Source organism: Psychromarinibacter halotolerans (genome assembly GCF_029168315.1).
Taxonomy (GTDB): domain Bacteria; phylum Pseudomonadota; class Alphaproteobacteria; order Rhodobacterales; family Rhodobacteraceae; genus Psychromarinibacter; species Psychromarinibacter halotolerans.
Window position 1 is genome coordinate 456,974 of the sequence record NZ_JARGYD010000001.1, and the last position, 22,626, is coordinate 479,599.

The window sequence follows — 22,626 nt, forward strand, 5'->3', positions numbered from 1 at the left end:
ATACACAAAAGGAAAGACAGAATATGGCTACGCGCAGAATTGCGATCGTGGGTCTGTCGGTCGAGGCCCTCGTGGGCTCGCCGCTGAAGACGGACGAGGACGCAATGCAGATCTATCGGGGCGACGAGCTTCCGGCCAACAACCTGTGGCTGGTGCGCGGCGTTCTGGCCCGCCTGGCCGAGGAACCCGAATTCGAAGCGGTGCCGCTGATGTGGGCGACCGCCTTGCCGGGGGGCGCGCTGACCCATTCGAACTATGTCGCGATCCGCGATGAGACAGTGAAGCTGCTGACCGAGAATGGCCCGTTCGATGGCGTCGTCGTCTGCAACCACGGCGCGCTGGAAGTCGACGGGCTGGATGTTCAGGCCGATGCGGATTTCGTGGCCCATGTGCGCGAAGCGGTCGGCCCCGACATGCCGATCGGCGTGGCGCTGGACCTGCACGGCCACCTGTCCCAGCAACTGCTGGATGCGGCGACGGTGTTCTCGGTTCTGCGCACCGCGCCGCACCGCGACGACAAGCAAACCGGCTACCGCGCCGCGCATATGCTGGTGCGCACGATCAAACAGGGTCTCACCCCCAAAACCGCCGCCGTGCACATCCCGATTCTGGTGTCGGGCGAACAGGCGATCACCACGCAGGTGCCCGGCTCGACCCTATATGCCACGCTGCCCGGGTTCGATTCCGTCGATGGCGTGATGGAGGCCAACATCTTCGTCGGCTTCGCTTTCAACGACCGCCCTTGGACCGGCATGAGCGCCGTGGTGACCAGCGATGGCGACGCCGCCGTGGCGCAGCGCGTGGCCGAAGACCTTGCCCAGCAGATCTGGGACGCACGCGACCAGATGATCCTGCGGATGGAAACCGACGCCGTGGCGCCGGGCCTTCTGAAGGCGGCGCAAAGCGAACAGCGCCCCGTCTACGTCAGCGACTCTGGTGACAACACCACCGCCGGTGCGCCGGGCGACCTGACCCACGTCCTGCAAGAGATCCTGCGCGACGACCGCTTGGGCGACTCCGTCGTGGCCGGGATCTACGCGCCCAAGCTGGTGGCCAAGGCCAACGAGATGGGCGTCGGCGCCAGCATCGCCTTCGACCTTGGGGCAGAGCACATTTCCGAGCCGGTCGAGACGATGGCCGTCGAGGGCGAGATCGTCGCCTGCGGTCCGGAACTGGTGCTGGGCGGGTTCCAGCCCTATCGCAGCGCCGAGGGCGCTTGGTGCGTTATCCGCTTCGGCGACGTGTTCGCGACGTTCCACGATCTGCCCATCGGCATCACCACGCCGCGCCACTTCGAGGCGATGGGCATCGATCCGGTCAAGCACGCCTATTACGTGGTCAAGCTGGGCTATTTGCACCCGCAAATCATCGACATCGCCAAACGCCACATCCTGCTGCTGACGCCGGGCACCGTGTCGCTGGACCTTGGCGCACGCAACTGGACGCAGGTCGTCCGCCCGGCCTTCCCGGCCGACGAGAACCCCGAATGGTCCGCCAAGGGCCAAGCCTATTCCAACTGACGACCATCGAGGAACGAGGACACCCAAGATGACGACCGAACTTTCGAACGTGACGATTCCCGACTTCGGCCTGCCCGAGTCGCGTCCCGTGATCCCCGGCGAAACCTACGCCGCCCGGTGCGACGCGCTGGTGGCCGGCGCCGACTGCGACTGGGTCGTGGTTTATTCCGACCGTGAGCATCAGGCGAACATCGCCTTCCTGACCGGCTTCGAGCCGCGTTTCGAAGAGGCGCTGCTGCTTCTGAACCGCGATGGCCGCCGGATCATCGTAACCGGCAACGAATGCGTGCCCTACGCCGCGATCTCGGGCCTTCCGGGGGTCGAGGTGGAACTGGCGCAGTCGCTTAGCCTGATGGGGCAGGACCGCACCGAGGCGCCGAAGCTGACCGAGGTCCTGTCCGGGCTTGGCATGGCTTCGGGTCAGACCATCGGCATCGCCGGCTGGAAGTACCTTGAAGAGGTCGAGTACGACGACGCCCCCAGCTTCTTCGTGCCGCATCATCTGGTCGCGACGCTGACTAAGGTGGCGGGTGACGCGGGGCTTCTGTCGGATGTGACCCCGGTGCTGATGCACGAGACCAAGGGCCTACGCGCCGTGGTCGACGCGGACGAGATTGCATGGCTGGAATTCGGCTCTGCCCGCGCGTCTGCCGCCGTCTGGCGCGTCGTGACCAACGCCAAGCCCGGCGACACCGAGCACGAGGCAGCCAGCAACATGGGCTATGCCGGTGAACAGATGGCATGCCACTTCATGCTGTCGACCAACGGCGGCAGCGGCCCGATCATCGGCCTGTCCTCGCCCTCGGGCAAGGTCATCGAAAAGGGCGACGGCATCACCACCTGCGTCGGCCTGTGGGGCGGTATTTCGGCGCGCGGCGGCCTGATGGCCGACGGCGACGATACCTTCCTGGCCAAGTGCAAAGGCTACTTCGAGGCGCTGCTGACGTGGTACGAGACCGCCGAGATCGGTGTCGACGGAGCGGTGATCTACGACGCGGTGGAAAAGAAGCTGGCCGAGGCCGATCTTGAACCGGCGCTGAACCCCGGCCACCTGCTAAGCCACGACGAGTGGATGAACACGCCGGTGCGCCGCAAGAACAGCGGCAAGATCGCGTCGGGCATGCCGTTTCAGGTCGACATCATCCCGGTGCCGATGCTGGATGGTCAGACCCTGAACTGCGAAGACGCGATCGTGTTCGCCGACGCGGACCTGCGGGCCGAGATCGAGAAACGTCACCCCGAGGTCTACGCCCGCATGATGGCGCGCCGCGCCTTCATCGCGGACGTGATCGGGATCGAGCTTAGCCCGTCGATCCTGCCGCTGTCCTCGACCCCGCTGTGTCTTGCGCCGTTCTGGCTGAAAAGCTCGGAAATTCTGGTCCGCAAGGCCTGATCCCAACCGAAACGCCGATGCGGTCCCCCATGCGCGGGGCCGCATCCCGCTAAAGGAACCAACCACGATGGCAAACCTGAAGATCACGGGCGCCGAGAAGTACTACGACAATTTTCACGCGCTCAAGGATGTCTCGATCGACGTCAAGGATGGCGAGTTCCTCGTTCTGGTCGGTCCGTCGGGCTGCGGGAAGTCGACGCTTTTGCGGATGATCGCCGGGCTCGAGGGCTTCTCGGGCGGGACGCTGCATATCGGGGACCGCGATGTCACCGACGAAGCGCCCAAGAAGCGCGACATCGCGATGGTGTTCCAGAACTACGCGCTTTACCCGCACATGAAGGTGGGGCGGAACATGGGGTTCCCGCTGGAAATCTCCAAGGTCGACAAGGCCGTGCGCGAGAAGAAGGTCGCGGACGCGGCCGAGATTCTGGGCTTGGGCAAGCTGCTGGATCGCTACCCGCGCCAGCTGTCGGGCGGCCAGCGCCAGCGCGTTGCGATGGGCCGCGCCATCGTGCGGGACCCGGCCGTGTTCCTGTTCGATGAACCATTGTCGAACCTCGACGCCCAGTTGCGCGTCGAAATGCGGGCCGAGATCAAGTCGCTGCACCAACGCCTTGGCGCGACCATCGTCTATGTCACCCACGATCAGGTCGAGGCGATGACGATGGCCGACCGGATCGCCGTGATGCGTGGCGGCGTGGTCGAGCAACTGGGCACGCCGATGGAGCTGTACGACAGCCCCGCCAACACCTTCGTCGCCAGCTTCATTGGTTCGCCGCCGATGAACCTTGTCCCCGGCAAGGTGTCGGCCGAAGGCGCCGGTTACGTGTTCCGCGCCGATGGCGGGGGCGAGATCACGCTGGACAGCGTCCCGGCGGCGGCAGCAACGGGCGCACCGGTACTGCTGGGCGCGCGTCCCGAAACCATGCAAATCGGCGAGACCGGGCTGGACGCAAAGGTGACGCTGGTCGAGCCTATGGGTTCGGAAACGCTTGTGCTGTGCGACCACGGCGGCACCAAGGTGCAGGTCCTGCTGCGTGACCGCCGCACGATCCGCGCCGGCGACACGCTAAAGATCGCGCCCGAGGCGCAAGCGCCGGTGTTCTTCGATGCCGACACGGGCGCCGCGCTGACCTGAGCCGCCCTGTTGCGGTGCACTCCGAGGGCGGAGCGCACCCTACGGGGCCCGATGGGCCACGGGGTTGTCAGAGCGTGAACACCGTCGATCCCACCGTTTCGCGCGCTTCCAGGGCGCGGTGCGCCTCGGCTGCGTCTTCCAGCGGATAGCGTTGGCCGATGGTCGCCTCGATGTCGCCCGCCAGCAGCTTGTCGAACAGGTGCTTCGCCATCGCCTGACAGCGGTCGTGGTCGGCAAGGAAGGTGAACAGCGTGGTCCGGGTCAGCTGAAGCGAGCCGCGCGACGCAAGGTCGAGCAGGTTCACCGGCGGCACCGGGCCGGACGCGTTGCCGAACGAGATCATCATGCCCACGGGCCGCAGGCAATCGAGCGAGCGGTCGAACGTGTCCTTGCCGACACCGTCCATCACCACCCCGACGCCTTCACCGCCGGTGATCTCTTTCACGCGGGCGACGAAATCCTCGGTGGAATAGTTGATCGTGTGCGCCGCGCCCGCCTTCGCGGCGATGGCGCATTTGTCGTCGGTGCTGGCGGTGCCGATCAGCTCGATCCCTTCCGACTTGGCCCATGCGCAGGCGATCTGGCCGACGCCGCCCGCCGCAGCGTGAAACAGCACGCGGTCGCCCTTGGCAATGGGGACGACGCGGTGGAACAGGTATTCCACCGTCATGCCCTGCAGCATAAGTGCTGCGGCCTGTTCGAAGGACACGCCATCGGGCATCGGGCACACCTGTGCGGCAGGCATCACGCGGGCCTCGGCATAGGCGCCGGGCGGCTGGGCGGCATAGGCGGCGCGGTCGCCGGGCTTCAGGTGGGTGACACCGTCGCCCACGGCCTCGACCACGCCGGCGGCTTCCATACCCAGAACGAGCGGCATCTTTGATTTGTACAGGCCGGTGCGAAAGTAGGTGTCGATGTAGTTCAGGCCGATGGCCTCGTGGCGGATGCGGATTTCGCCGCGGCCGGGGTCTCCGACCGGGACGTCGATCAGCTTGATGTTCTCCGGCCCGCCGGTTTCCTCGATCGCCATCGCGCGTACCATCGTGATCCTCCTTCGCTGGTGCGCGCAAACTAGGCGGCGCGCGACGGCGCGGCAAGTGGCGCCCCCGTGGTCTTGCCCCGGCAACTGCTCTAGGTTTGCGTGAACCGGCCCGGGAATCGACGGGCCCGCAAAGGACGACACCGCATGACCGCGCGTTTCAGTATCGCCCCGAACCCCGCAGACCCGCGCCTGACCCGCGCCGTCGAGGGCGTCGATCACGAGGGCAACCCGACCACGCTGAACGTGGTGATGGAGCGGCCGCTGACGATCTATCTGAACCGGCAAGAGATCGTCACCGCCATGACCATCGGCGATTACCCGGAGTACCTAGCACTGGGTTTTCTGTTGAATCAGGGGATGTTGCGGCACGATGACGATGTGACCGCCGTCGATTTCGACGAGGAACTGGACGTCGTCGTCGTCCGCACCGCGCGCGAGACGGATTACGAGGACAAGCTGAAGAAAAAGACCCGCACCTCGGGCTGCGCGGTGGGCACCGTGTTCGGTGACATGATGGAAGGTCTAGCAGACGTGCGGCTGCCCGCGACGCCGGTGCGCACCTCTTGGCTGTATGCGCTGGCGCACGAGATCAACACCGCCCCCAGCCTGTACCTTGAAGCGGGGGCGATCCACGGCACCGTGCTGTGCCAGCAGGACCGGCCGCTGGTCTATATGGAGGACGTCGGCCGTCACAACGCGGTCGACAAGGTCGCGGGCTGGATGTTCCGCGAAGGCGCCGGGGCCGAGGACAAGATCCTGTACACCACCGGGCGGCTGACCTCTGAGATGGTGATCAAGACGGCGCAGATGGGCATTCCGGTGCTGGCCTCGCGGTCGGGTTTCACCGCTTGGGGCGTCGAGATCGCGCGGCAGGTCGGACTGACGCTGATCGGACGGATGCGGGGCAAGCGGTTCGTCTGCCTGTCCGGGGCCGAGCGGCTGGAGTGGGATGCGGATCTGGCTTCGGTTGCCGAGGAAGACACGAAACATCGCAGGAAAAGCGCGCATGGCTGAAATACCCGGAGTGATCCTGGCGGGCGGGTTGTCGCGCCGGATGGGCGGCGGCGACAAGACGCTGCTGCCGCTGAACGGGCGGTCGGTCCTGTCGCATGTCGTCGACCGTCTGCGGCCGCAGGTCGGGTCGATGCTGCTGAACGCGAATGGCGATCCAGAGCGGTTCGAGGCGTTCGGCCTGCCGGTGCTGCCCGATACGCTGCCGGACCATCCGGGGCCGCTGGCCGGGGTGCTGGCGGGGCTGGACTGGGCGCAGGCCCAGGGCGCGTCGCAGATCGTGACCGTGGCGGCGGACACGCCGTTCTTCCCCGCCGATCTTGTTCGCAAGCTGTCGGACGCGGCCGAGCGCGAGGGCACGCCCATCGCGCTGGCGGCGACGATGGGCGACCGGGGCAAGCTGTGGCGGCACCCCACGTTCGGGCTGTGGCCGGTGTCGTTGCGGGGCGAATTGCGTGCCGCGTTGCAGGACGGCGTCCGCAAGATCGTCGCGTGGACCGACCGGCACGGCGCGGCCTCGGCGCTGTTCCAGCCCGGCCGGATCGACCCGTTCTTCAACATAAACACGGCCGAGGACATGGAGCAGGCGGAAACCATCCTGCGGGAGGAGGCATGAACGCGATCTTCGGTGTGGTCGGCTGGAAGAACTCGGGCAAGACCGGGCTGATGGAGCGGCTGGTGACGGAAATCACCGGGCGTGGCCTGACCGTGTCGACCGTCAAGCACGCGCATCACACCTTCGACGTGGACCAGCCCGGCAAGGACAGCCATCGCCACCGGCAGGCCGGTGCGCAGGAGGTGCTGCTGGTGTCGGGACGCCGGTGGGCCTTGATGCACGAACTGCGGGCCGAACCGGAACCGCCGCTGGAAGAGATGCTGCGCACTCTTGCGCCGGTCGATCTTGTGCTGATCGAGGGCTACAAGCGCGACAGTCATCCGAAGATCGAAGCGCACCGGGTCGAGACGGGCCAGCCGCTGATCGCGACCGACGATCCGACCGTGCAGGCGATTGCCAGCAACGTGGCGCATCCCGGCATGGACCGCCCGGTGTTCGACCTGAACGATACCCGTGCCATCGCCGACTTCGTTCTGGACCGCACCGGGCTGACCGGGCAGGCGGGACTGCGCGAGGCCGGTTCGTGAAGCCGCCGCCGCTGAAGGACGACTGTTTCGCCTTGCCGCCCGGTGTGGCATGGACCCCGGTGGACGACGCGCTGGCGCGGCTGCGGGACCGGCTACAGGCGGTGACGGCGGCGGAAACGGTGCCGCTGGCACAGGCGGCGGGCCGGTTTCTGGCCGAAGACGTGCTGGCAGCCCGGTCGAACCCGCCGATGCCCAACTCGGCGGTCGACGGCTATGGCTTCGCGGCGGCGTCGGTGGGCGAGGGGGTGCAGATCATGCCGCTGGTCCCCGGTCGCTCCGCCGCCGGAGAGCCGCTGCCCGGCGCGGTGCCTGCGGGCCACGCGGTGCGCATCCTGACCGGTGCCGTTCTGCCCGAGGGCGTCGATACGGTGATCCTGCAAGAGGACGTGACCGCCGAGGACGGCAAGATCGCGTTTCGGGGTCCGGTCAAGCCCCGCGCCAACACCCGCAAGGCGGGCGAGGACGTGGCTGCCGGGGATCTATTGCTGGCGCAAGGCACGCGCCTGCGGCCTGCCGAGATCGCCATCCTTGCGGCCACCGGGGTGCACACGGTTCCGGTTCGCGCGCCGTTGCGCGTTGGCGTCCTGTCGACCGGCGACGAGATCCGGGCGGTGGGCGAGGACGCGCTGCCGCACCAGATCTGGGACGCCAACCGGCCGATGCTGCTGTCGCTGCTGCAGGGCTGGGGCCTGACCGCGGTGGACCTTGGCCATGCGCCCGACGACCGGGCTGCCTTGGCGGCGCTGTTGGATCGCGGGGCGGACACGGTGGACGTGATCCTGACCTCGGGCGGCGCGTCGGCGGGGGACGAGGACCACGTTTCGGCGCTGTTGTCCGAGACGGGAACGATGGATCTGTGGCGCATCGCGATCAAGCCGGGCCGCCCGCTGGCGCTGGGGCTGTGGCAGGGCGTGCCGGTCTTCGGCCTGCCGGGCAACCCGGTGGCGGCCTTCGTCTGCACGCTGGTCTTCGGCGCACCGGCGCTGCGGCTGTTGGGCGGGGGTAATTGGCGGCTGCCCGTCGCGCTGACCGTGCCGGCGGCGTTTTCGAAGTCTAAGAAACCGGGCCGCCGGGAATACCTTAGGGCGCGGCTGGATGACACCGGCGCGGCAGAGGTGTTCCGCTCGGAAGGGTCCGGCCGCATCTCGGGGCTGTCGTGGGCCGAGGGGCTGGTCGAACTTCCTGATGGCGCGGTGGATGTCGCGCCCGGCGATCCCGTGCGGTACCTGCCGTTCGCCGCGTTTGGTTAGAACGGTGCGGGGCGGACTGGCCCCGCGATCTTGCCCCATCCACGAATAAAAAAGGCCGCCCTTGGGCGACCCGTCATCCGTTCCGTCTGTGCCGTGCGAAAGGCGGGGCTCAGCGGCCCCAGCTGCGAACGACGCCGCAATCCATGTGCACGAACTTCGACCCCGAATAGCGACCGACACCACCGGCGCGGCAGGCTTCGGCTGCGCGGGCCATCTGGTCGACGCTGCGGCTGTCGAGGTGAAGGTCGGCGGCCTGACCCTGCATGTGCAGCGAGTTCTTGGCGACGCCCGAGGACCGCGCGCGAAGCATCGCGTTGGTCGACGGCGAGCGGTAGCCCGAGAACAGGGTGTAGGGTTCCGACGCGTCCATAAGCTTGTGCGAGGCCGACATGATGTCGATCGTGCGCATGTCGATCATGTGCTGTTCGTCGCTGCGCCAGTCGCGCATGAAATACGTGATCTCTTTCATCACGTCGGCGATGTATTCGCCTTCGATCCAGTAGATGCTGTCAATCATCTCACCGGTGCGGCCAGAGTACATGCGGATGCGGCGAATATCGCCCGCCCCGCGAAGGAAACCCGCTGCATTCGAAAAGGTCGGCGCTGCGGCGACCGTGGTGGCCGCGAATGCACCAAGCAAGGCGCGCCTAGAAAGGCCCTTCGAGCTTGTCGTCATGGTTATAAAGCGTCCCGTCGCTTGCCGTTGTCGCCGCTGTATTCGCGGCTGTGTGTGCTGCCTCATCCCCAGGCGCATTGCAGTTTTGGCACAGGTCTGAACCTTTTCCAACATCCTGCTGGTGCGTGGTTCCATCACACGCCCGGAATCGGCGGAATTCTGCGCAAACGGGGTTAAAATGCCGTTAACGCAGACAGTTGGCGAAATAGCAAAGGAACGTTGCGCGTTTGCACCACTAACGGGCGCTGACCTAAACGTGATCGTTTCCTTATCCCTTTGCCGCGTTACCCTCATGCAATAGAGACCGCTGCGACTCGCGTATTGGCGAAAGGACGACGAATGCTGCTCCAGTTCCGCAAGACCCTGGGCCGCACGGCAATGGCCGTGCTGCTCGCTACCGCTGCCACCCTGACAACGGTTCCGGCCGACGCTCAGGGACGGATCACGCCGTTTATGTCGGCGGTTGCCGAAAGCGCGGCGCTCGACTCGGAACTGGCGGCCTTCTACCGCGAAAACGGCTATGAACCCGTCTGGGTCGGTCAGGACGCCGAAAGCGAGGCGCGCCGCACCGCGCTGCTGATGGCGCTTCAGAAAGCGGGCGACCACGCGCTGCCGGTCGACAGCTATAACATCCCGGCGCTGGAAGCCGCGATGCGCAACATCGACACCCAGCGCGACCTCGGCCGGGTCGAGGTTCTGCTAAGCCGCACCTTCCTGAAATACGCGCACGACGTGTCGTCCGGCATTCTCGAGCCGAAAACCATCGACGAAACCATCGTCCGCGAACTTCCGCGCCGCGACGGCGCCGAGCTCTTGAAGGGCATGGTCGACGGCAACCCGGTGACCTTCCTGCGCTCGCTGCCGCCGCAGTTCCCGGAATACACCCGCCTGATGAAGGCGCGGCTGAAAATGCAGGAACAGCTGGTCAAGGGCGGCTGGGGCCCGCAGGTCAGCGCCTATTCGCTGGAACCGGGCGACCGGGGCGACGCGGTGGTGCAGCTGCGCAACCGCCTGATCGCGATGGGCTACATGGAACGCTCGGCTTCGATGGTCTATGACGCGGCGCTGCAGGAAGCGGTGCAGCTGTTCCAGCACGACATGGGCCTGAACCAGGACGGTGTTGCCGGCAACACCACGATGGCCGAGATCAACGTCCAGATCGAGGACCGGCTGCCGTCGATCCTTGTGGCGCTGGAACGCGAGCGTTGGATGAACATCCCGCGCGGCGAACGGCACGTCTGGGTGAACCTTGTCGATTTCACCGCGTCGGTGGTCGACCACGGCGAGGTGACGTTCAACACCCGCTCGGTGATCGGCGCCAACGATCCCAGCCGTCGCAGCCCCGAGTTCTCGGACGTGATGGAATACATGGAGATCAACCCGTACTGGAACGTGCCGCGCTCGATCGCGACGGGCGAATACCTGCCCGCGATGATTGCGTCGGGCGGTGCCGCGAACGGTCACCTTCAGGTCGTCGCGGGCGGCGGGCAGGTCGTGTCGCGCGGCGCGATCGACTGGGCGTCCTACAGCCCCGGCAGCTTCCCGTTCAGCCTGCGTCAGGCACCGGGCCGCGGCAACGCGCTGGGTCTGGTGAAGTTCATGTTCCCGAACCGGTACAACATTTACCTGCACGATACGCCGTCCAAGTCGCTGTTCGGTCGCGACCGCCGCGACTTTAGCCACGGCTGCATCCGTCTGGCCGACCCGTTCGACTTTGCCTACCACCTGCTGGAACGGCAGCACGACGATCCGGTGAACTTCTTCCAGCGGATCCTGAACAGCGGCCAGAACACCCGTGTCGATCTGGAACAGCCGATCCCGGTGCACCTTGTGTACCGCACGGCCTTCACCTCGCCCAAGGGTCGCCTGAACTTCCGCCACGACGTGTACGGCCGTGACGGCAAGATCTTCGACGCCCTGATGCAGGCCGGGGTGGCGCTGAACGACGTGCGCAGCTAAACCGGCAGCGATCACGGACGGCGCGGGTCGCTGGCCCGCGCCGTTTTCATGCGCGCCGGAGGTTTCATGCCCGCCCATACCATCGCCCAGATCGCAGCCGCCCTTGGGGCCGAGGCCCACGGCGACACCGACCTTTCCGTCACCGGCGCGGCCGAGCCGCAGTCGGCCGGGCCGGATGATCTGGCGCTGGCGATGGATCCCAAATACGCCGACGGGCTGGCCGCCGGGCAGGCGCGCGCGGCGCTGCTGTGGCCGGGTGCGGACTGGCAGGCGCTGGGGCTGAAGGCGGCGATCACCGTGGGGCGCGCCCGCATGGCGCTGTCGGGGCTGACGCGGATGCTGGACGCCGGGCCCGACCTGGCCGACGGTGTGCATCCGACGGCGATCGTGGGCGAGGGGGCAAAGATCGGCGATGGTGCGGCGATCGGGCCGTTCGTGGTCATCGGCCGCGACGCGCGGATCGGCGCACGGGCGCGGATCGACAGCCACGCCTCGGTCGGCGCAGGCACCGTGATCGGCGACGATGCCCTGCTGCACGCTGGGGTGCGTATCGGCGCGCAGGTGCGCATCGGGGACCGCTTCATCGCGCAGCCGGGCGCCGTGGTCGGCGCGGACGGCTTCAGCTATGTCACGCCCGAGAAATCCCGCGCCGAGGCCGCGCGCGAGACGATGGCCGGAGAGAACGACGCCGAGGCACAGGCCTGGGTTCGCATCCACAGTCTGGGCGCGGTGGTGCTGGGCGACGACATCGAGATCGGCGCCAACGCCTGTATCGACGCGGGCACGATCCGGCCCACGACCATCGGCAGCGGCACCAAGATCGACAATCAGGTCCACGTCGCCCACAATTGCACCGTGGGGCGCGACTGTCTGTTCGCGGCGCAGGTGGGCATCGCCGGATCGGTGACCATAGGCGACAACGTGATCTTCGGCGGCAAGGTTGGCGTGGTGGACAACATCTTCGTCGGCAATGGGGTCGTCGCGGGCGGTGGCACCAACATCCTGTCGAACGTACCCGAAGGGCGCGTGGTGATGGGCTATCCGGCCGTGAAGATGGACACGCACGTTGAAATGTATAAGGCGCTGCGGCGGCTTCCGCGGCTGGCAACAGAGGTCGCCGCGTTGAAAAATTCGGTTTCAAAACCGGACGTGACCGATTAGATCAGCGCCCAACCGGGTGAGAGGACGCGCATGGCCGATACAATCAGGGATCGTGTCAGAAAGATCATCGCCGAGCAGGCGGTTCTGGACGTGGAAGACGTGAAGGGTGAGCAGACGCTCGAGGATCTCGGTATCGACAGCCTCGGCCTTGTGGAATCCATCTTCACGATCGAGGAAGAGTTCGACATTCAGGTGCCCTTCAACGCCAACGAACCCGAGAAAAGCGAGTTCGACATCTCGTCCGTCAACGCGATCATCGGCGCGGTGGAAGGCTTGGTGAAAGACCAGCACGGATGAGACGCGTTGTCATCACCGGCGCGGGAACCATCAACGCGCTGGGGCAGACCGTGGACGAGACGCTGGAGGCCATGCGCGAAGGGCGCTGCGGCATCTCCGAGCTGGACATCCGCGACGTCGAACGCCTGTCGGTCCGCATCGGCGGCCAGATCAAGGGCTATGACGAGCACGCCCATTTCAACCGCCAGCAAATTGCCCTGTACGACCGTTTCACGCAGTTCGCGCTGTTGGCGGCGCGACAGGCGATCGGGCAGGCGGGGCTGGAGTTCATCGGCGATCTCGCGGCGCGGTCGGGCGTGGTGCTGGGCACCTCGGGCGGCGGCTTGCAGACGCAGGACGACAACTATCGCGCGGTCTACGAAGAGGGGAAGAACCGGGTTCACCCCTTCATCGTGCCGAAGCTGATGAACAACGCCGCGACCAGCCACGTCTCGATGGAATACAACCTGAAGGGGCCCTCGTTCACCGTGGCCACGGCCTGTGCGTCGTCGAACCACGCGATGGGGCAAGCGTTTAACATGATCCGGTCCGGCATGGCGGACGCGATGGTCACCGGCGGCGCCGAGGCGATGCTGTGTTTCGGCGGTGTGAAAGCGTGGGAAGGGCTGCGCGTGATGTCGAAAGACGCCTGCCGCCCGTTCTCGGCCAACCGGTCGGGCATGGTGCAGGGCGAGGGCGCGGGGATCTTCGTGTTCGAGGAATACGAGCACGCCAAGAAGCGCGGCGCCGAGATCCTTGCCGAGGTGTCGGGCTTTGCCATGACCTCGGACGCCAGCGACATCGTGATGCCGTCCAAGCAGGGCGCGGCGCGGGCGATCACCGGCGCGATGTCCGACGCCAAGATGAACCGCGACGATGTCGGTTATATCAACGCGCATGGCACCGGCACGGCGGCGAACGACAAGACGGAATGCGCGGCGGTGGCGGATGCCTTGGGGCCCAAGGCGGACAGCGTCATGATCTCGTCCACCAAGTCGATGCACGGCCACCTGATCGGCGGCACCGGCGCGGTGGAACTGCTGGCGTGTATCATGGCCGTGCGCGACGGGATCATCGCGCCGACCATCGGGTACGAGGAACCGGATCAGGAATGCGCGCTGGACGTGGTGCCGAACGAGGCACGCGAAGCGAAGGTCGACGCGGTCCTGTCCAACGCCTTTGCCTTCGGCGGGCTGAACGCGGTGCTGGCGATCCGCAAGATCTAGACGCCGCCGCGTTTCCGCACATGGGGCAGCGACCGGCATGAAAAAAGGCGCCGCGGATTTCTCCGTGGCGCCTTTGTCGTTTCCGACCGGTGGACGTTACTGGATGTCCATCTCGGCGTTCACGTTCAGTTCGGACGCTTCGTCGAACGCGGCGGTGAAGCCGCTCAGCGACACCGGCAGCGTGACCATCTGGTCGGGCGCCGCGACGGGGCGGATCATGATCCGTGCCTCAGACCCGGCCTTCATTGCATCGACGTCGGCGTCGGCGAAGCCTAGCCGCGCGAAGCAGCCGATCTGCGAGCACCACGCGAACGGGTACTGCCGGGGCTGCGCGCTGTCGATCTGGAACGCCAGCTGTGCGGTCAGCAGCGTTTCCAGCGGCGTCACGACCGTCGCGCCAGCGGCGGCTTCGACGGCGTCGTCATTGATTGGGAACACGTTGATCTCGGACACCGGGTTGCCGTTCGGGTCTTCAAGAAGCTGGTAAAGCTGGCAGGGATCGTTGCCCGCGTCGGTGCGGATGCAGCGGACTTCCCAGTCGCCGTGTTCCGAGTGGGTGTAGACCGAGCCGGGACCATCCTCGGCGGTCGGGTCGACGCCCATGTTCAGTTCCATCGGATCGGGAACCGGCGTTTCGGTGGTCGCGTCCTGGGCGAAGACCGGACCGGCGGCCACGATCAGGGCGAGCGGAAGGGTTCGAATCGTCTGCTTCATGGAGTGTCCATCGCTCTCGTGTGAATTTATCGGCGCGGGTGTAGCACGGGGCGAAATAAGTGTCAGTCCCCGAAATCCGGGCCGCCTGCCAGCGCGCGAAATCCCACCGGCGCGGCGGTCTGTTACATGAAAAAAGGGCCGTAACCGGCCCTTTTCCCACGACTTTTCTCTCCCTGCCGGACTGGCCGACATGTATTGTGATTGGGACGCTAAGCGGTTTACCCGAGGTGGTCAATGGCAAAAACTTCACAATTCGCCGATGCTGCGGCCGCACGCGCGGCCCCGCAGTTGCGGCATACAAAAAAGGCCGCGCCCGAGGGCGCGACCAGTCTGACAGGGAGGAAGTTTGTCCGTTCCACTGGGAACCGGACACCTTAACTGTGGCACTCATTCCTTAACATTGTATTTTCGACCCGCACGCAGTCGGGCTTGGAGAGCGGATCATGGACGGCAAGGTATTTCTGGGCGGCGGCGGCGTCGACTACGGCGTCAAGCAGGGGCTGCGACTGGACTACGCGAACCGGCACGGGCTGATCGCCGGGGCGACGGGCACCGGCAAGACCGTCACCGTGCAGATCCTGGCCGAGGGGTTCTCGAAAGCGGGCGTTCCGGTCTTCGTGTCGGACGTGAAAAGCGACCTAGCCGGTCTGGCCGTGGCCGGAACCGCCGAGGGCAAGCTGCACGAGCCGTTCATGAAGCGGGCCGGTACCATCGGCTTTGACGATTTCACCTACGAGGCGTTCCCGGTCACCTTCTGGGACCTGTTCGGCCGCAAGGGCCACCCGGTACGCACCACCGTGGCCGAGATGGGGCCGCTGCTGCTGGCGCGGATGCTGGACCTGTCCGAGGCGCAGGAAGGCGTGCTGAACATCGCGTTCCGCCTGTCCGACGAAGAGGGCCTGCCACTGTTGGACCTCAAGGACCTGCGCGCGCTGCTGGTCTGGGTCGGAGAGAACGCGCCCGACCTGTCGCTGCGCTATGGCCATATCTCGGCGGCGTCGATCGGGGCGATCCAGCGCCAGCTTCTGGTGCTGGAAAATCAGGGCGGCGCGGGCATCTTTGGCGAACCGGCGCTGGACCTGTCGGACCTGATGCAGGTCGATGCGGACGGGCGCGGGCGGATCTCGGTGCTGGCGGCGGATCAGCTGATGTCCTCGCCCAAGCTCTACGCCACGTTCCTGCTGTGGCTGCTGTCGGAACTGTTCGAGGAACTGCCCGAGGTCGGCGATCCCGACAAACCGAAGCTGGTGTTCTTCTTCGACGAGGCGCACCTGCTGTTCGACGACGCGCCCAAGGCGCTGATCGACAAAGTGGAAACCGTGGCGCGGCTGATCCGGTCCAAGGGCGTCGGCGTGTACTTCTGCACCCAGAACCCGGACGACGTGCCCGAGGACGTGCTGGGCCAGTTGGGCAACCGCATCCAGCACGCGCTGCGCGCCTTCACCGCCCGCGACCAGAAGGCGTTGCGCCGCGCGTCCGAGACCTATCGCGCCAACCCCCGGTTCGACACGGCCGAGGCGATCCGCGATGTCGGCACCGGCGAGGCCGTGACCTCGATGCTGGAAGACAAGGGCGCGCCGGGCATCGTCGAGCGCACGCTGATCCGCCCGCCGTCGTCGCAGCTGGGCGCGATCACCGATACGCAGCGCGCGGCGGTCATCGCAGCGTCGCCCGTGGCCGGCAAGTACGACACGCTTGTCGACCGCGAAAGCGCCTACGAGACGCTGACCAAGCGCGCCGAAGACGCCGCGAAAGAGGCCGAGGCCGCCGCAGAACCAGAGCCGCAGGACGACCGCGAGTTCGAGAACGCGCGGCGCTATGGCGGCGGCGCGTCCTCGCGCCGGTACGAGCCGTCTGGCAGCGGGCGCGGGCGCCGGGTCGAGAAGGACGACAGCTTTGGCGGAGCGCTGACCGAGGCGCTGAAGAAGGAACTGCGCGGCACCACTGGCCGCCGCATCGTGCGCGGCATTCTCGGCGGGCTGTTCAAGGCGCGCTAGCCGGGGTCCTTCAGACCCTCGCACAGGTCCACCAGTTCGCGCCGCGCGTCGGCGCGCAGCGCGTCCTCCAGCAGCCCGTCGGCTAGCCGCAGCACCTGCTCGGCCGAACCGCCGAAGTCATCGAGGTCCAGTGACAGCACGGGGATGTCGCAGGTCGTCAGGTCGATCTCGGCCGACAGGTTGATCCGCGCCGCCGCGTCCATGCCGATCCACGTTCCGGGCGAGGTCTTGCAGCGCAGGTGCCCGGTCGCAGCCAGCCGCACGGTGTCGCCATCCAGTTCGATGGTCGCCTGCGACAGGCGCGCCGTCTCGGTCCGGTCGATGGGCGACAGGCCGCTACAGGGTTCGGACCCGACGATCAGGTCGCTCAGCGGATTGGCCCCCGCGGGGGCGGCAGCCAGCAGTGCAAGAAGAAGGGCGGTGCGCATGGGGCAATGTCCGGGTGGCCTGCCGATCAAACTGGCCCCCCGGCGCGTCGCGTCAATGGTCCGCGCGACCGGGCGCTAAAGCAGGGGGCGGATCTTCAGCCGCGTGATGCGGTTGTCCTTGCGTTCCTGCACCTCGAACCGGAAGCCGTGGAAGTTGAACACCTGGCCCTGGTTCGGGATCATCTGCGCCTCGTGGATCACAAGGCCCGCTATGGTGTTCGCCTCTTCGTCGGGCAGCGACCAGTCGGCGGCGCGGTTCAGGTCGCGGATCGTCATCGAGCCGTCGATGAGATAGTCGCCCTCGTCGGTCGGCCGCAGCGGGGAATCCTCGTCCATGTCGAACTCGTCGGTGATCTCGCCCACGATTTCTTCAAGGATGTCCTCAAGCGTGATCAGCCCCTCGAGCGAGCCGTATTCGTCCACCACCAGCGCAAAGTGGGTGTGCTGGGCAAGGAACTGGCGCATCTGGTCATCCAGCGTCGTGGTTTCGGGCACGAAGTAGGGCTTCATCGCCACGTCCATGACGTTAAAATTCTCCAGCGGGCTATTGCTGGCCTCTGGCTGGGTGGCGCGGGCGTAGATCGCGCGCAGAAGGTCCTTCGCGTGAACCACGCCGACGATGTTCTCGGGCTCGTCGCGGTAGACGGGCAGGCGGGTGTGGGCCGAGTTCAGGCACTGCTCGACCACTTCCTGCGGCGGAGCATCGGCGTTCAGCATCTCGATGCCCGACCGGTGCAGCATGATCTCTTCGACGGTGCGGTCCGCTAGGTCCAGCGCGCCCAGCAGGCGGTCGCGGTCTTCCTTTTCCACTGCGCCCTCGGTGTGGCCAAGGGTGATGGCGCCGACGATCTCTTCGCGCACGGCAAGGATCTGGCTTTCGGGGTCGGTGCGGACGCCGAAAACGCGCAGGATCAGCCGGACCAGCACGCGCACGGTGCTGACGATCGGGTTCAGCACAAGGATCACCACCCGGATCGCGGGCGCCACGAAGGACGCGGCGCGCTCGGCGTTGGTGATGGCGTAGGTCTTGGGCAGCACTTCGGCGAAGATCAGCACCAGCAGCGTCATCACCAGCGTCGCAAGGGCAACGCCGCCTTCGCCCAGCAGGCGCGTGAACAACGCCGTCGCCAGCGAGGTCGCGAGAATGTTGACGAGGTTGTTGCCCAGCAGAACCGACCCGATCAGCCGTTCGCTGTCCTCGGTGATGTTGAGCGCGGTGCGAGCGGCCTTGGACCCTTTGTCGGCCTGCGAATTCAGCTTGCCGCGGGACGCGGCTGTCAGCGCGGTCTCACTGCCCGAGAAGAAAGCCGAAAGGACAAGAAGGGCGATGATGGCGGCTGAGGTGCCCCAGAAGGCGGCGTCGAGGGTCATGGTCCCGTTCGTTTGTTGATGCGTGCGCTTGTTATGGGTGCGGGCAGGGGGCGTGGCAAGGGCAGAGCCGCGCGTCTGTTGCAAACCGTGGCGGGGCCGCTGGGTCTGGGCCGTTTTGCCGTGGACTGGCGATCTGACGTTTTCGTGATCTCTGGTGAGAATGCGCGCGACGTCTTGACCTGAGTAATTTTGTCGGATTTAGATCCCGGCGGAACACAGGAGGACACCTATGACGCTTCGCACCCATCTACTGGCCGCTTCGGCCATCGCCGTTGCCGCGCCCGCCGTTGCGGATGTGAACATCTACACGACCCGCCAGCCGGAGTTGATCGAGCCCGTGATGGAGGCCTTCACCGAGGAAACCGGCATTGCCGTGAACCTTGCTTTCATCGACGAGGGCATCGTCGAGCGCCTGCGCGCCGAGGGCGACCGCTCGCCCGCCGATCTGGTGATGACCGTGGACATCGCCAACCTGAAGCAGATCGTCGACGCCGACGTGATCCAGCCGGTCGACAGCGACGTGCTGAAATCCAACGTCCCCGCGACCCTGCGCGACAGCGAAGACCGCTGGTTCGCCCTGACCGCGCGGGCCCGGATCGTCTATGCCTCGAAGGACCGTGTGGCCGATGGCGAGATCACGACCTACGAGGATCTTGCGTCGGACAAGTGGGAAGGCCGGATCTGCACCCGGTCGGGCACCCACAACTACAACCTCGCGCTGCTGTCCGCCGTCATCGCGCACCACGGCGAAGAGGCCGCCAAGGAATGGGCCGCTGGCGTGCGTGACAACCTTGCCCGCAAGCCGCAGGGCAACGACCGCGCGCAGGTCCGGGCCATCTGGGCGGGCGAGTGCGACATCAGCCTTGGCAACACCTATTACATGGGCAAGATGCTGGAAGACGCCGAACAGACGGAATGGGCCAATTCGGTCCGCATCGTCTTCCCCGAGTTCGAGGACGGCGGCACGCACCTGAACGTGTCGGGCATCGCGCTGACCAAAGCGGCGCCGAACAAGGACGAGGCGATCCAGTTGATGGAATATCTCGTGTCCGACCACGCGCAGGCGATCTATGCCAAGGACAACTACGAATACCCGGTGCTGGATGGCGCGGCGCTTTCGGATGTCGTGGCAAGCTGGGGCACGTTCACGCCCGACGAAATGGACCTGCCCGAGATCGCCGATCACCGGCCCGCCGCGCTGCGGATCATGGAAGAAGTGAACTTCGACGGCTAAGGCGTTCGGCCGGTCCCGTGACCGGGCCGGACCCTGCGGAATCGCGTTCGGTTCCGCCCGTACAGTTCCAAGCAGGGGCGTCCGTGAAAGCGGGCGCCCTTTTCCGTTGCGGGGCCGTAAAGTGCGTTTGAAAGCAATGGCATAAGGTACGGCGGCACCGTATCTGCGCGGTCTTCAAAGCGCCCCTTGCACCGTTTGGCATATCATATACTATCCGCTGCGGGAGGAGATTTTCAGCGTGGACTCGACGGTCAGCCATAAGCCGATCGAACGGCAAAGCTTGTCGGAACGCGCCCGCGAGGCGATCCGGGAACGGATCATCTCTGGGCAGTTCCCGATGGGCGGCAAGCTGCCCGAAGCCGAGCTTGTGCGGCTGCTTGGTGTCAGCAAAAGCCCGATCCGCGAGGCGCTGATCCAGCTGGAGCGCGAAGGCCTGATCGACCTGTCCCCGAACCGCACCACGCGTGTGTTCTCGATGGGCGCGTCAGAGATCGCGGAACTGGGCGAATTGCGCCTGATCCTGGAAACCGAGGCGATGCGACTGGCCTGCGACAGGGACGCCGTCGGGCTTGCCGACCGCTTTAGCGTCATCGTCGCCGGGATGGAAAAGGCGCTGGGGTCGGGCGACACCGATGCCTACAAGCTGCTGGATTACGATTTTCACCGGGCGATCTTCGAGCATTGCGGCAACAGCTATATCGAGGCGAATTTCCGGATGCTGTCGTTCCGCGTTCAGGCGCTGCGCAACCGGCTGTCGCTTGATCCGCAGTTGAACGCGCGCTCTTTGCAGGAACATCGCCAGATGCGCGACGCGGTGATCGAAGGCCAGTGCGACGTGGCGCTTCAGATCTTGCGGCAGCACATCGGCGACACCACCACGAATTATCTGTCCCGCGTCGAAGAGGCCGAGACAGCCAGCGCCGCCACCGAGCGCACCGCGCGCGTCGCGGGCGACGAGATGGCGCGGTTCGCGCGGCAGGCTCTGGCCGCCGCCGGGGCCGACGCGGCCACTGCCGAGGCGGTGACGCGGGCGCTGCTGCACGCGTCGGAACTGGGCGTGGACACGCACGGCTTCCGCCTGCTGCCGCACTACCTTCAGGGATTGCAGGGCGGTCGGATCAACGGGACGCCCGCGCCGAAGATCGTTGGCGGAACCGGCGCGGCCTGCGTGCTGGACGCAGACGACGCGCACGGGGCGCTGGCCACTTTCGAGGCCGCGAAGATCGCGGTGGACCGCGCACGGCAGTACGGGCTGGGCGCGGTGGCGATTCGTAACTCTTCGCATTTCGGGGCCGCCGGGGCCTATGCTTTGGACATCGCCCAGCGGGGCATGATGGGTCTTGCTGTGTGCAACTCGGACGCGTTCGTCCGGCTGCATGGCGGCGCTGCGCGGTTCCACGGGACCAACCCGATCGCGGCCGCCGCGCCCGCGCAGGACGGTCCGCCGTGGCTGCTGGACATGGCGACCAGTTCGATCCCGTTCAACCGCGTGATGCTCAGCCGCAGCCTTGGCGTGCCGCTGCCGTCCAGCGTGGCATCCGACGCCGAGGGCGGCGACGTGACCGACCCCGGTCTGGTCGAGATGCTGGCGCCGCTGGGCGGGCTGCTGTTCGGCTACAAGGGCGCGGCGCTGGCCGGGCTGGCCGAGGTGCTGTCGACTGCTTTCGCGGATGCGCCGCTAAGCGTCGAGCTGCCGCCGATGATCTCGGACGACATGGCGACGCCGCGCCGTCTGGGCGCCTTCGTGCTGGCGCTGGACCCCGAAGCCTTCGGCGGCGCGGACGCGTTCCGCGCGACGATCACCCGCTATCTCGGGACGATCCGCCGCTCGGCCGCTGCCGCCGATGCCGAGGTGATGGCGCCGGGCGACCGGGAATGGCGCGAGGCGGAGGAGCGCCGCAAGATCGGACTGAAGATCGACGAGACGACACTGGACAGCCTTGGGGCATTCGCCCGGGCCAACGGTGTGACGCCCCCGGGGAGACTTTCGGCGGGGGCATAAAGCGAAGATTCGGAAAGGGAGGAAAATCCGATGACCAACAAATTGAAACAGACGACTTTTCTGGCGGCCGCAGGTGCGGTTGCCGTGATGTCGGTGGCCCCGGCCACCGCGCAAGAGGCGGACCGCGTCCTGAAGTTCGCCCACGTCTACGAAACCAGCGAGCCCTATCACACCTGCGCCGTCGACGCGAGCGCGGCGCTGATGGAGGCGACCGAGAACCGCTACGGCATCGAGGTCTTCCCGGCCTCGTCGCTGGGCAAGGAAGTCGACATCAACGAGGGCCTCGGCCTTGGCACCGTCGACATCATCTACACCGGCCAGCTGTTCGCGGGCCGCGCGTACGGTCCGATCGCCATCGGCGGCGCGCCCTACATGTTCCGCGACTATGATCACTGGGAAGCGTTCACCCAGTCCGACCTGTTCGGTGAACTGTCGCAGGGTTACACCGACGCGACCGGCAACCACATCGTGGCGATGACCTATTACGGCAACCGTCATGTGACCTCGAACAAGCCGATCACCTCGCCCGCCGATATGGAGGGCCTGAAGATCCGCGTGCCGAACGCGCCGCTGTACATGATGTTCCCCGAGGCAACGGGCGGCAACCCGACGCCGATCGCCTTCGCCGAGGTCTACCTTGCGCTGCAGCAGGGCACCGTGGACGCGCAGGAGAACCCGCTGCCGACCATTCAGGCCAAGAAATTCTACGAAGTGCAGTCGAACATCAACCTGACCGGCCACATCACGGACGCGCTGCTGACCATCGTCGGCGGCCCGACCTGGGACAGCATGGATGCCGCCGACCAAGAGGCGCTGGTTGGCGTGCTTGAGGACACTGCGGCCTGCGCCACCGATGCGATCCGCACCTCCGAGGCCGAACTGGCCCAGTGGTTCCGCGATCAGGGTGTCACCGTGAACGAGATCGACCGTGGTCCGTTCATCGAGGCGGTGAAGGCCATGCACAACGGCGACATGGCGACCTGGGATCAGGACACCTACGACAAGCTGCAGGCCATCGGCCAGTAAGCCATTGACCGGGCCGGCGGGCGCAGATGCGTCCGCCGGTTTCTGCGTGCGCCCTTCAG

20 protein-coding genes are annotated in these 22,626 nt (G+C 66.4%); 15 read left to right on the top strand and 5 right to left on the bottom strand.

What is annotated here, in order from left to right:
* Positions 1-23: 23 nt before the first annotated feature.
* From P1K30_RS02105 to P1K30_RS02115, 3 genes are all read left to right on the top strand, one after another.
* Positions 24-1,520 carry a M81 family metallopeptidase gene (locus P1K30_RS02105; RefSeq protein WP_275631012.1) on the top strand — a complete coding sequence of 499 codons (1,497 nt, stop codon included), beginning with the start codon at positions 24-26 and terminating at the stop codon, positions 1,518-1,520.
* Positions 1,521-1,548: 28 nt separating this feature from the next.
* Positions 1,549-2,913, top strand: a complete 1,365-nt coding sequence (locus P1K30_RS02110) for a M24 family metallopeptidase (RefSeq protein WP_275631013.1) — start codon at positions 1,549-1,551, stop codon at positions 2,911-2,913.
* A 67-nt stretch (positions 2,914-2,980) separates the two neighbouring features.
* Complete coding sequence (locus P1K30_RS02115) at positions 2,981-4,051, top strand: ABC transporter ATP-binding protein (protein ID WP_275631014.1); 1,071 nt, start codon at positions 2,981-2,983, stop codon at positions 4,049-4,051.
* 67 nt (positions 4,052-4,118) lie between these two features.
* Here the strand turns inward: P1K30_RS02115 and P1K30_RS02120 are convergent, their stop codons facing one another.
* Positions 4,119-5,093 carry a quinone oxidoreductase family protein gene (locus P1K30_RS02120; protein WP_275631015.1) on the bottom strand — a complete coding sequence of 325 codons (975 nt, stop codon included), beginning with the start codon at positions 5,091-5,093 and terminating at the stop codon, positions 4,119-4,121.
* A gap of 144 nt (positions 5,094-5,237) precedes the next feature.
* On the opposite strand from P1K30_RS02120, the gene fdhD reads away from it, so the two are divergent.
* Genes fdhD through P1K30_RS02140 form a run of 4 tightly spaced genes read left to right on the top strand, consistent with a single transcriptional unit; the run spans position 5,238 to position 8,497 of the window.
* Positions 5,238-6,107 (top strand): formate dehydrogenase accessory sulfurtransferase FdhD, encoded by an 870-nt coding sequence (gene fdhD, locus P1K30_RS02125; RefSeq protein ID WP_275631016.1) that lies wholly within the window; start codon positions 5,238-5,240, stop codon positions 6,105-6,107.
* Entirely contained in the window at positions 6,100-6,720 is a 621-nt protein-coding gene (gene mobA / locus P1K30_RS02130) for a molybdenum cofactor guanylyltransferase MobA (RefSeq protein WP_275631017.1), read from the top strand. The genes fdhD and mobA overlap by 8 nt, the downstream gene beginning before the upstream one ends.
* On the top strand, positions 6,717-7,247 hold the full coding sequence (gene mobB / locus P1K30_RS02135) for a molybdopterin-guanine dinucleotide biosynthesis protein B (RefSeq protein WP_275631018.1): 531 nt from the start codon (positions 6,717-6,719) through the stop codon (positions 7,245-7,247). The genes mobA and mobB overlap by 4 nt, the downstream gene beginning before the upstream one ends.
* Complete coding sequence (locus P1K30_RS02140) at positions 7,244-8,497, top strand: molybdopterin-binding protein (RefSeq protein ID WP_275631019.1); 1,254 nt, start codon at positions 7,244-7,246, stop codon at positions 8,495-8,497. The genes mobB and P1K30_RS02140 overlap by 4 nt, the downstream gene beginning before the upstream one ends.
* Before the next feature lie 109 nt (positions 8,498-8,606).
* Here the strand turns inward: P1K30_RS02140 and mepK are convergent, their stop codons facing one another.
* Entirely contained in the window at positions 8,607-9,173 is a 567-nt protein-coding gene (mepK, locus tag P1K30_RS02145; RefSeq protein ID WP_275631020.1) for a peptidoglycan L,D-endopeptidase MepK, read from the bottom strand.
* Between the two features lie 339 nt (positions 9,174-9,512).
* Between mepK and P1K30_RS02150 the strand changes: the two genes are divergently transcribed.
* The 4 genes from P1K30_RS02150 to P1K30_RS02165 all read left to right on the top strand — a co-directional run bounded on the left by P1K30_RS02150 (position 9,513) and on the right by P1K30_RS02165 (position 13,795).
* Positions 9,513-11,132, top strand: a complete 1,620-nt coding sequence (locus tag P1K30_RS02150) for a L,D-transpeptidase family protein (RefSeq protein ID WP_275631021.1) — start codon at positions 9,513-9,515, stop codon at positions 11,130-11,132.
* Between the two features lie 66 nt (positions 11,133-11,198).
* Positions 11,199-12,293, top strand: coding sequence for a UDP-3-O-(3-hydroxymyristoyl)glucosamine N-acyltransferase (locus P1K30_RS02155; protein ID WP_275631022.1), 1,095 nt, complete (start codon positions 11,199-11,201; stop codon positions 12,291-12,293).
* Positions 12,294-12,323: 30 nt separating this feature from the next.
* Positions 12,324-12,590 carry an acyl carrier protein gene (locus tag P1K30_RS02160; RefSeq protein ID WP_275631023.1) on the top strand — a complete coding sequence of 89 codons (267 nt, stop codon included), beginning with the start codon at positions 12,324-12,326 and terminating at the stop codon, positions 12,588-12,590.
* Complete coding sequence (locus P1K30_RS02165; protein ID WP_275631024.1) at positions 12,587-13,795, top strand: beta-ketoacyl-[acyl-carrier-protein] synthase family protein; 1,209 nt, start codon at positions 12,587-12,589, stop codon at positions 13,793-13,795. Before P1K30_RS02160 ends, P1K30_RS02165 begins: the two co-directional genes overlap by 4 nt.
* 96 nt (positions 13,796-13,891) lie before the next feature.
* On the opposite strand, the gene P1K30_RS02170 is transcribed toward P1K30_RS02165, so the two are convergent.
* The gene (locus P1K30_RS02170) at positions 13,892-14,509 is read right to left on the bottom strand and encodes an invasion associated locus B family protein (RefSeq protein ID WP_275631025.1); all 618 of its coding nucleotides are present in this window, start codon (positions 14,507-14,509) and stop codon (positions 13,892-13,894) included.
* Between the two features lie 443 nt (positions 14,510-14,952).
* On the opposite strand from P1K30_RS02170, the gene P1K30_RS02175 reads away from it, so the two are divergent.
* Positions 14,953-16,506 carry a helicase HerA-like domain-containing protein gene (locus P1K30_RS02175; RefSeq protein WP_275631026.1) on the top strand — a complete coding sequence of 518 codons (1,554 nt, stop codon included), beginning with the start codon at positions 14,953-14,955 and terminating at the stop codon, positions 16,504-16,506.
* Here P1K30_RS02175 and P1K30_RS02180 read toward each other — a convergent pair.
* Both P1K30_RS02180 and P1K30_RS02185 read right to left on the bottom strand, forming a co-directional pair.
* Positions 16,503-16,934, bottom strand: a complete 432-nt coding sequence (locus P1K30_RS02180) for a hypothetical protein (protein WP_275631027.1) — start codon at positions 16,932-16,934, stop codon at positions 16,503-16,505. The genes P1K30_RS02175 and P1K30_RS02180 overlap by 4 nt on opposite strands.
* A 75-nt stretch (positions 16,935-17,009) precedes the next feature.
* A complete protein-coding gene (locus tag P1K30_RS02185) occupies positions 17,010-18,305 on the bottom strand; it encodes an HlyC/CorC family transporter (RefSeq protein WP_275631028.1) in 1,296 nt (431 codons plus the stop codon).
* A 229-nt stretch (positions 18,306-18,534) separates the two neighbouring features.
* Here P1K30_RS02185 and P1K30_RS02190 point away from each other — a divergent pair, with 229 nt between their 5' ends.
* From P1K30_RS02190 to P1K30_RS02200, 3 genes are all read left to right on the top strand, one after another.
* Positions 18,535-19,539 (top strand): Fe(3+) ABC transporter substrate-binding protein, encoded by a 1,005-nt coding sequence (locus P1K30_RS02190; RefSeq protein WP_275631029.1) that lies wholly within the window; start codon positions 18,535-18,537, stop codon positions 19,537-19,539.
* Between the two features lie 238 nt (positions 19,540-19,777).
* Positions 19,778-21,541 carry an Ldh family oxidoreductase gene (locus tag P1K30_RS02195; protein ID WP_275631030.1) on the top strand — a complete coding sequence of 588 codons (1,764 nt, stop codon included), beginning with the start codon at positions 19,778-19,780 and terminating at the stop codon, positions 21,539-21,541.
* A gap of 30 nt (positions 21,542-21,571) precedes the next feature.
* Positions 21,572-22,567, top strand: coding sequence for a sialic acid TRAP transporter substrate-binding protein SiaP (locus tag P1K30_RS02200; RefSeq protein ID WP_275631031.1), 996 nt, complete (start codon positions 21,572-21,574; stop codon positions 22,565-22,567).
* Positions 22,568-22,626 lie beyond the last annotated feature (59 nt).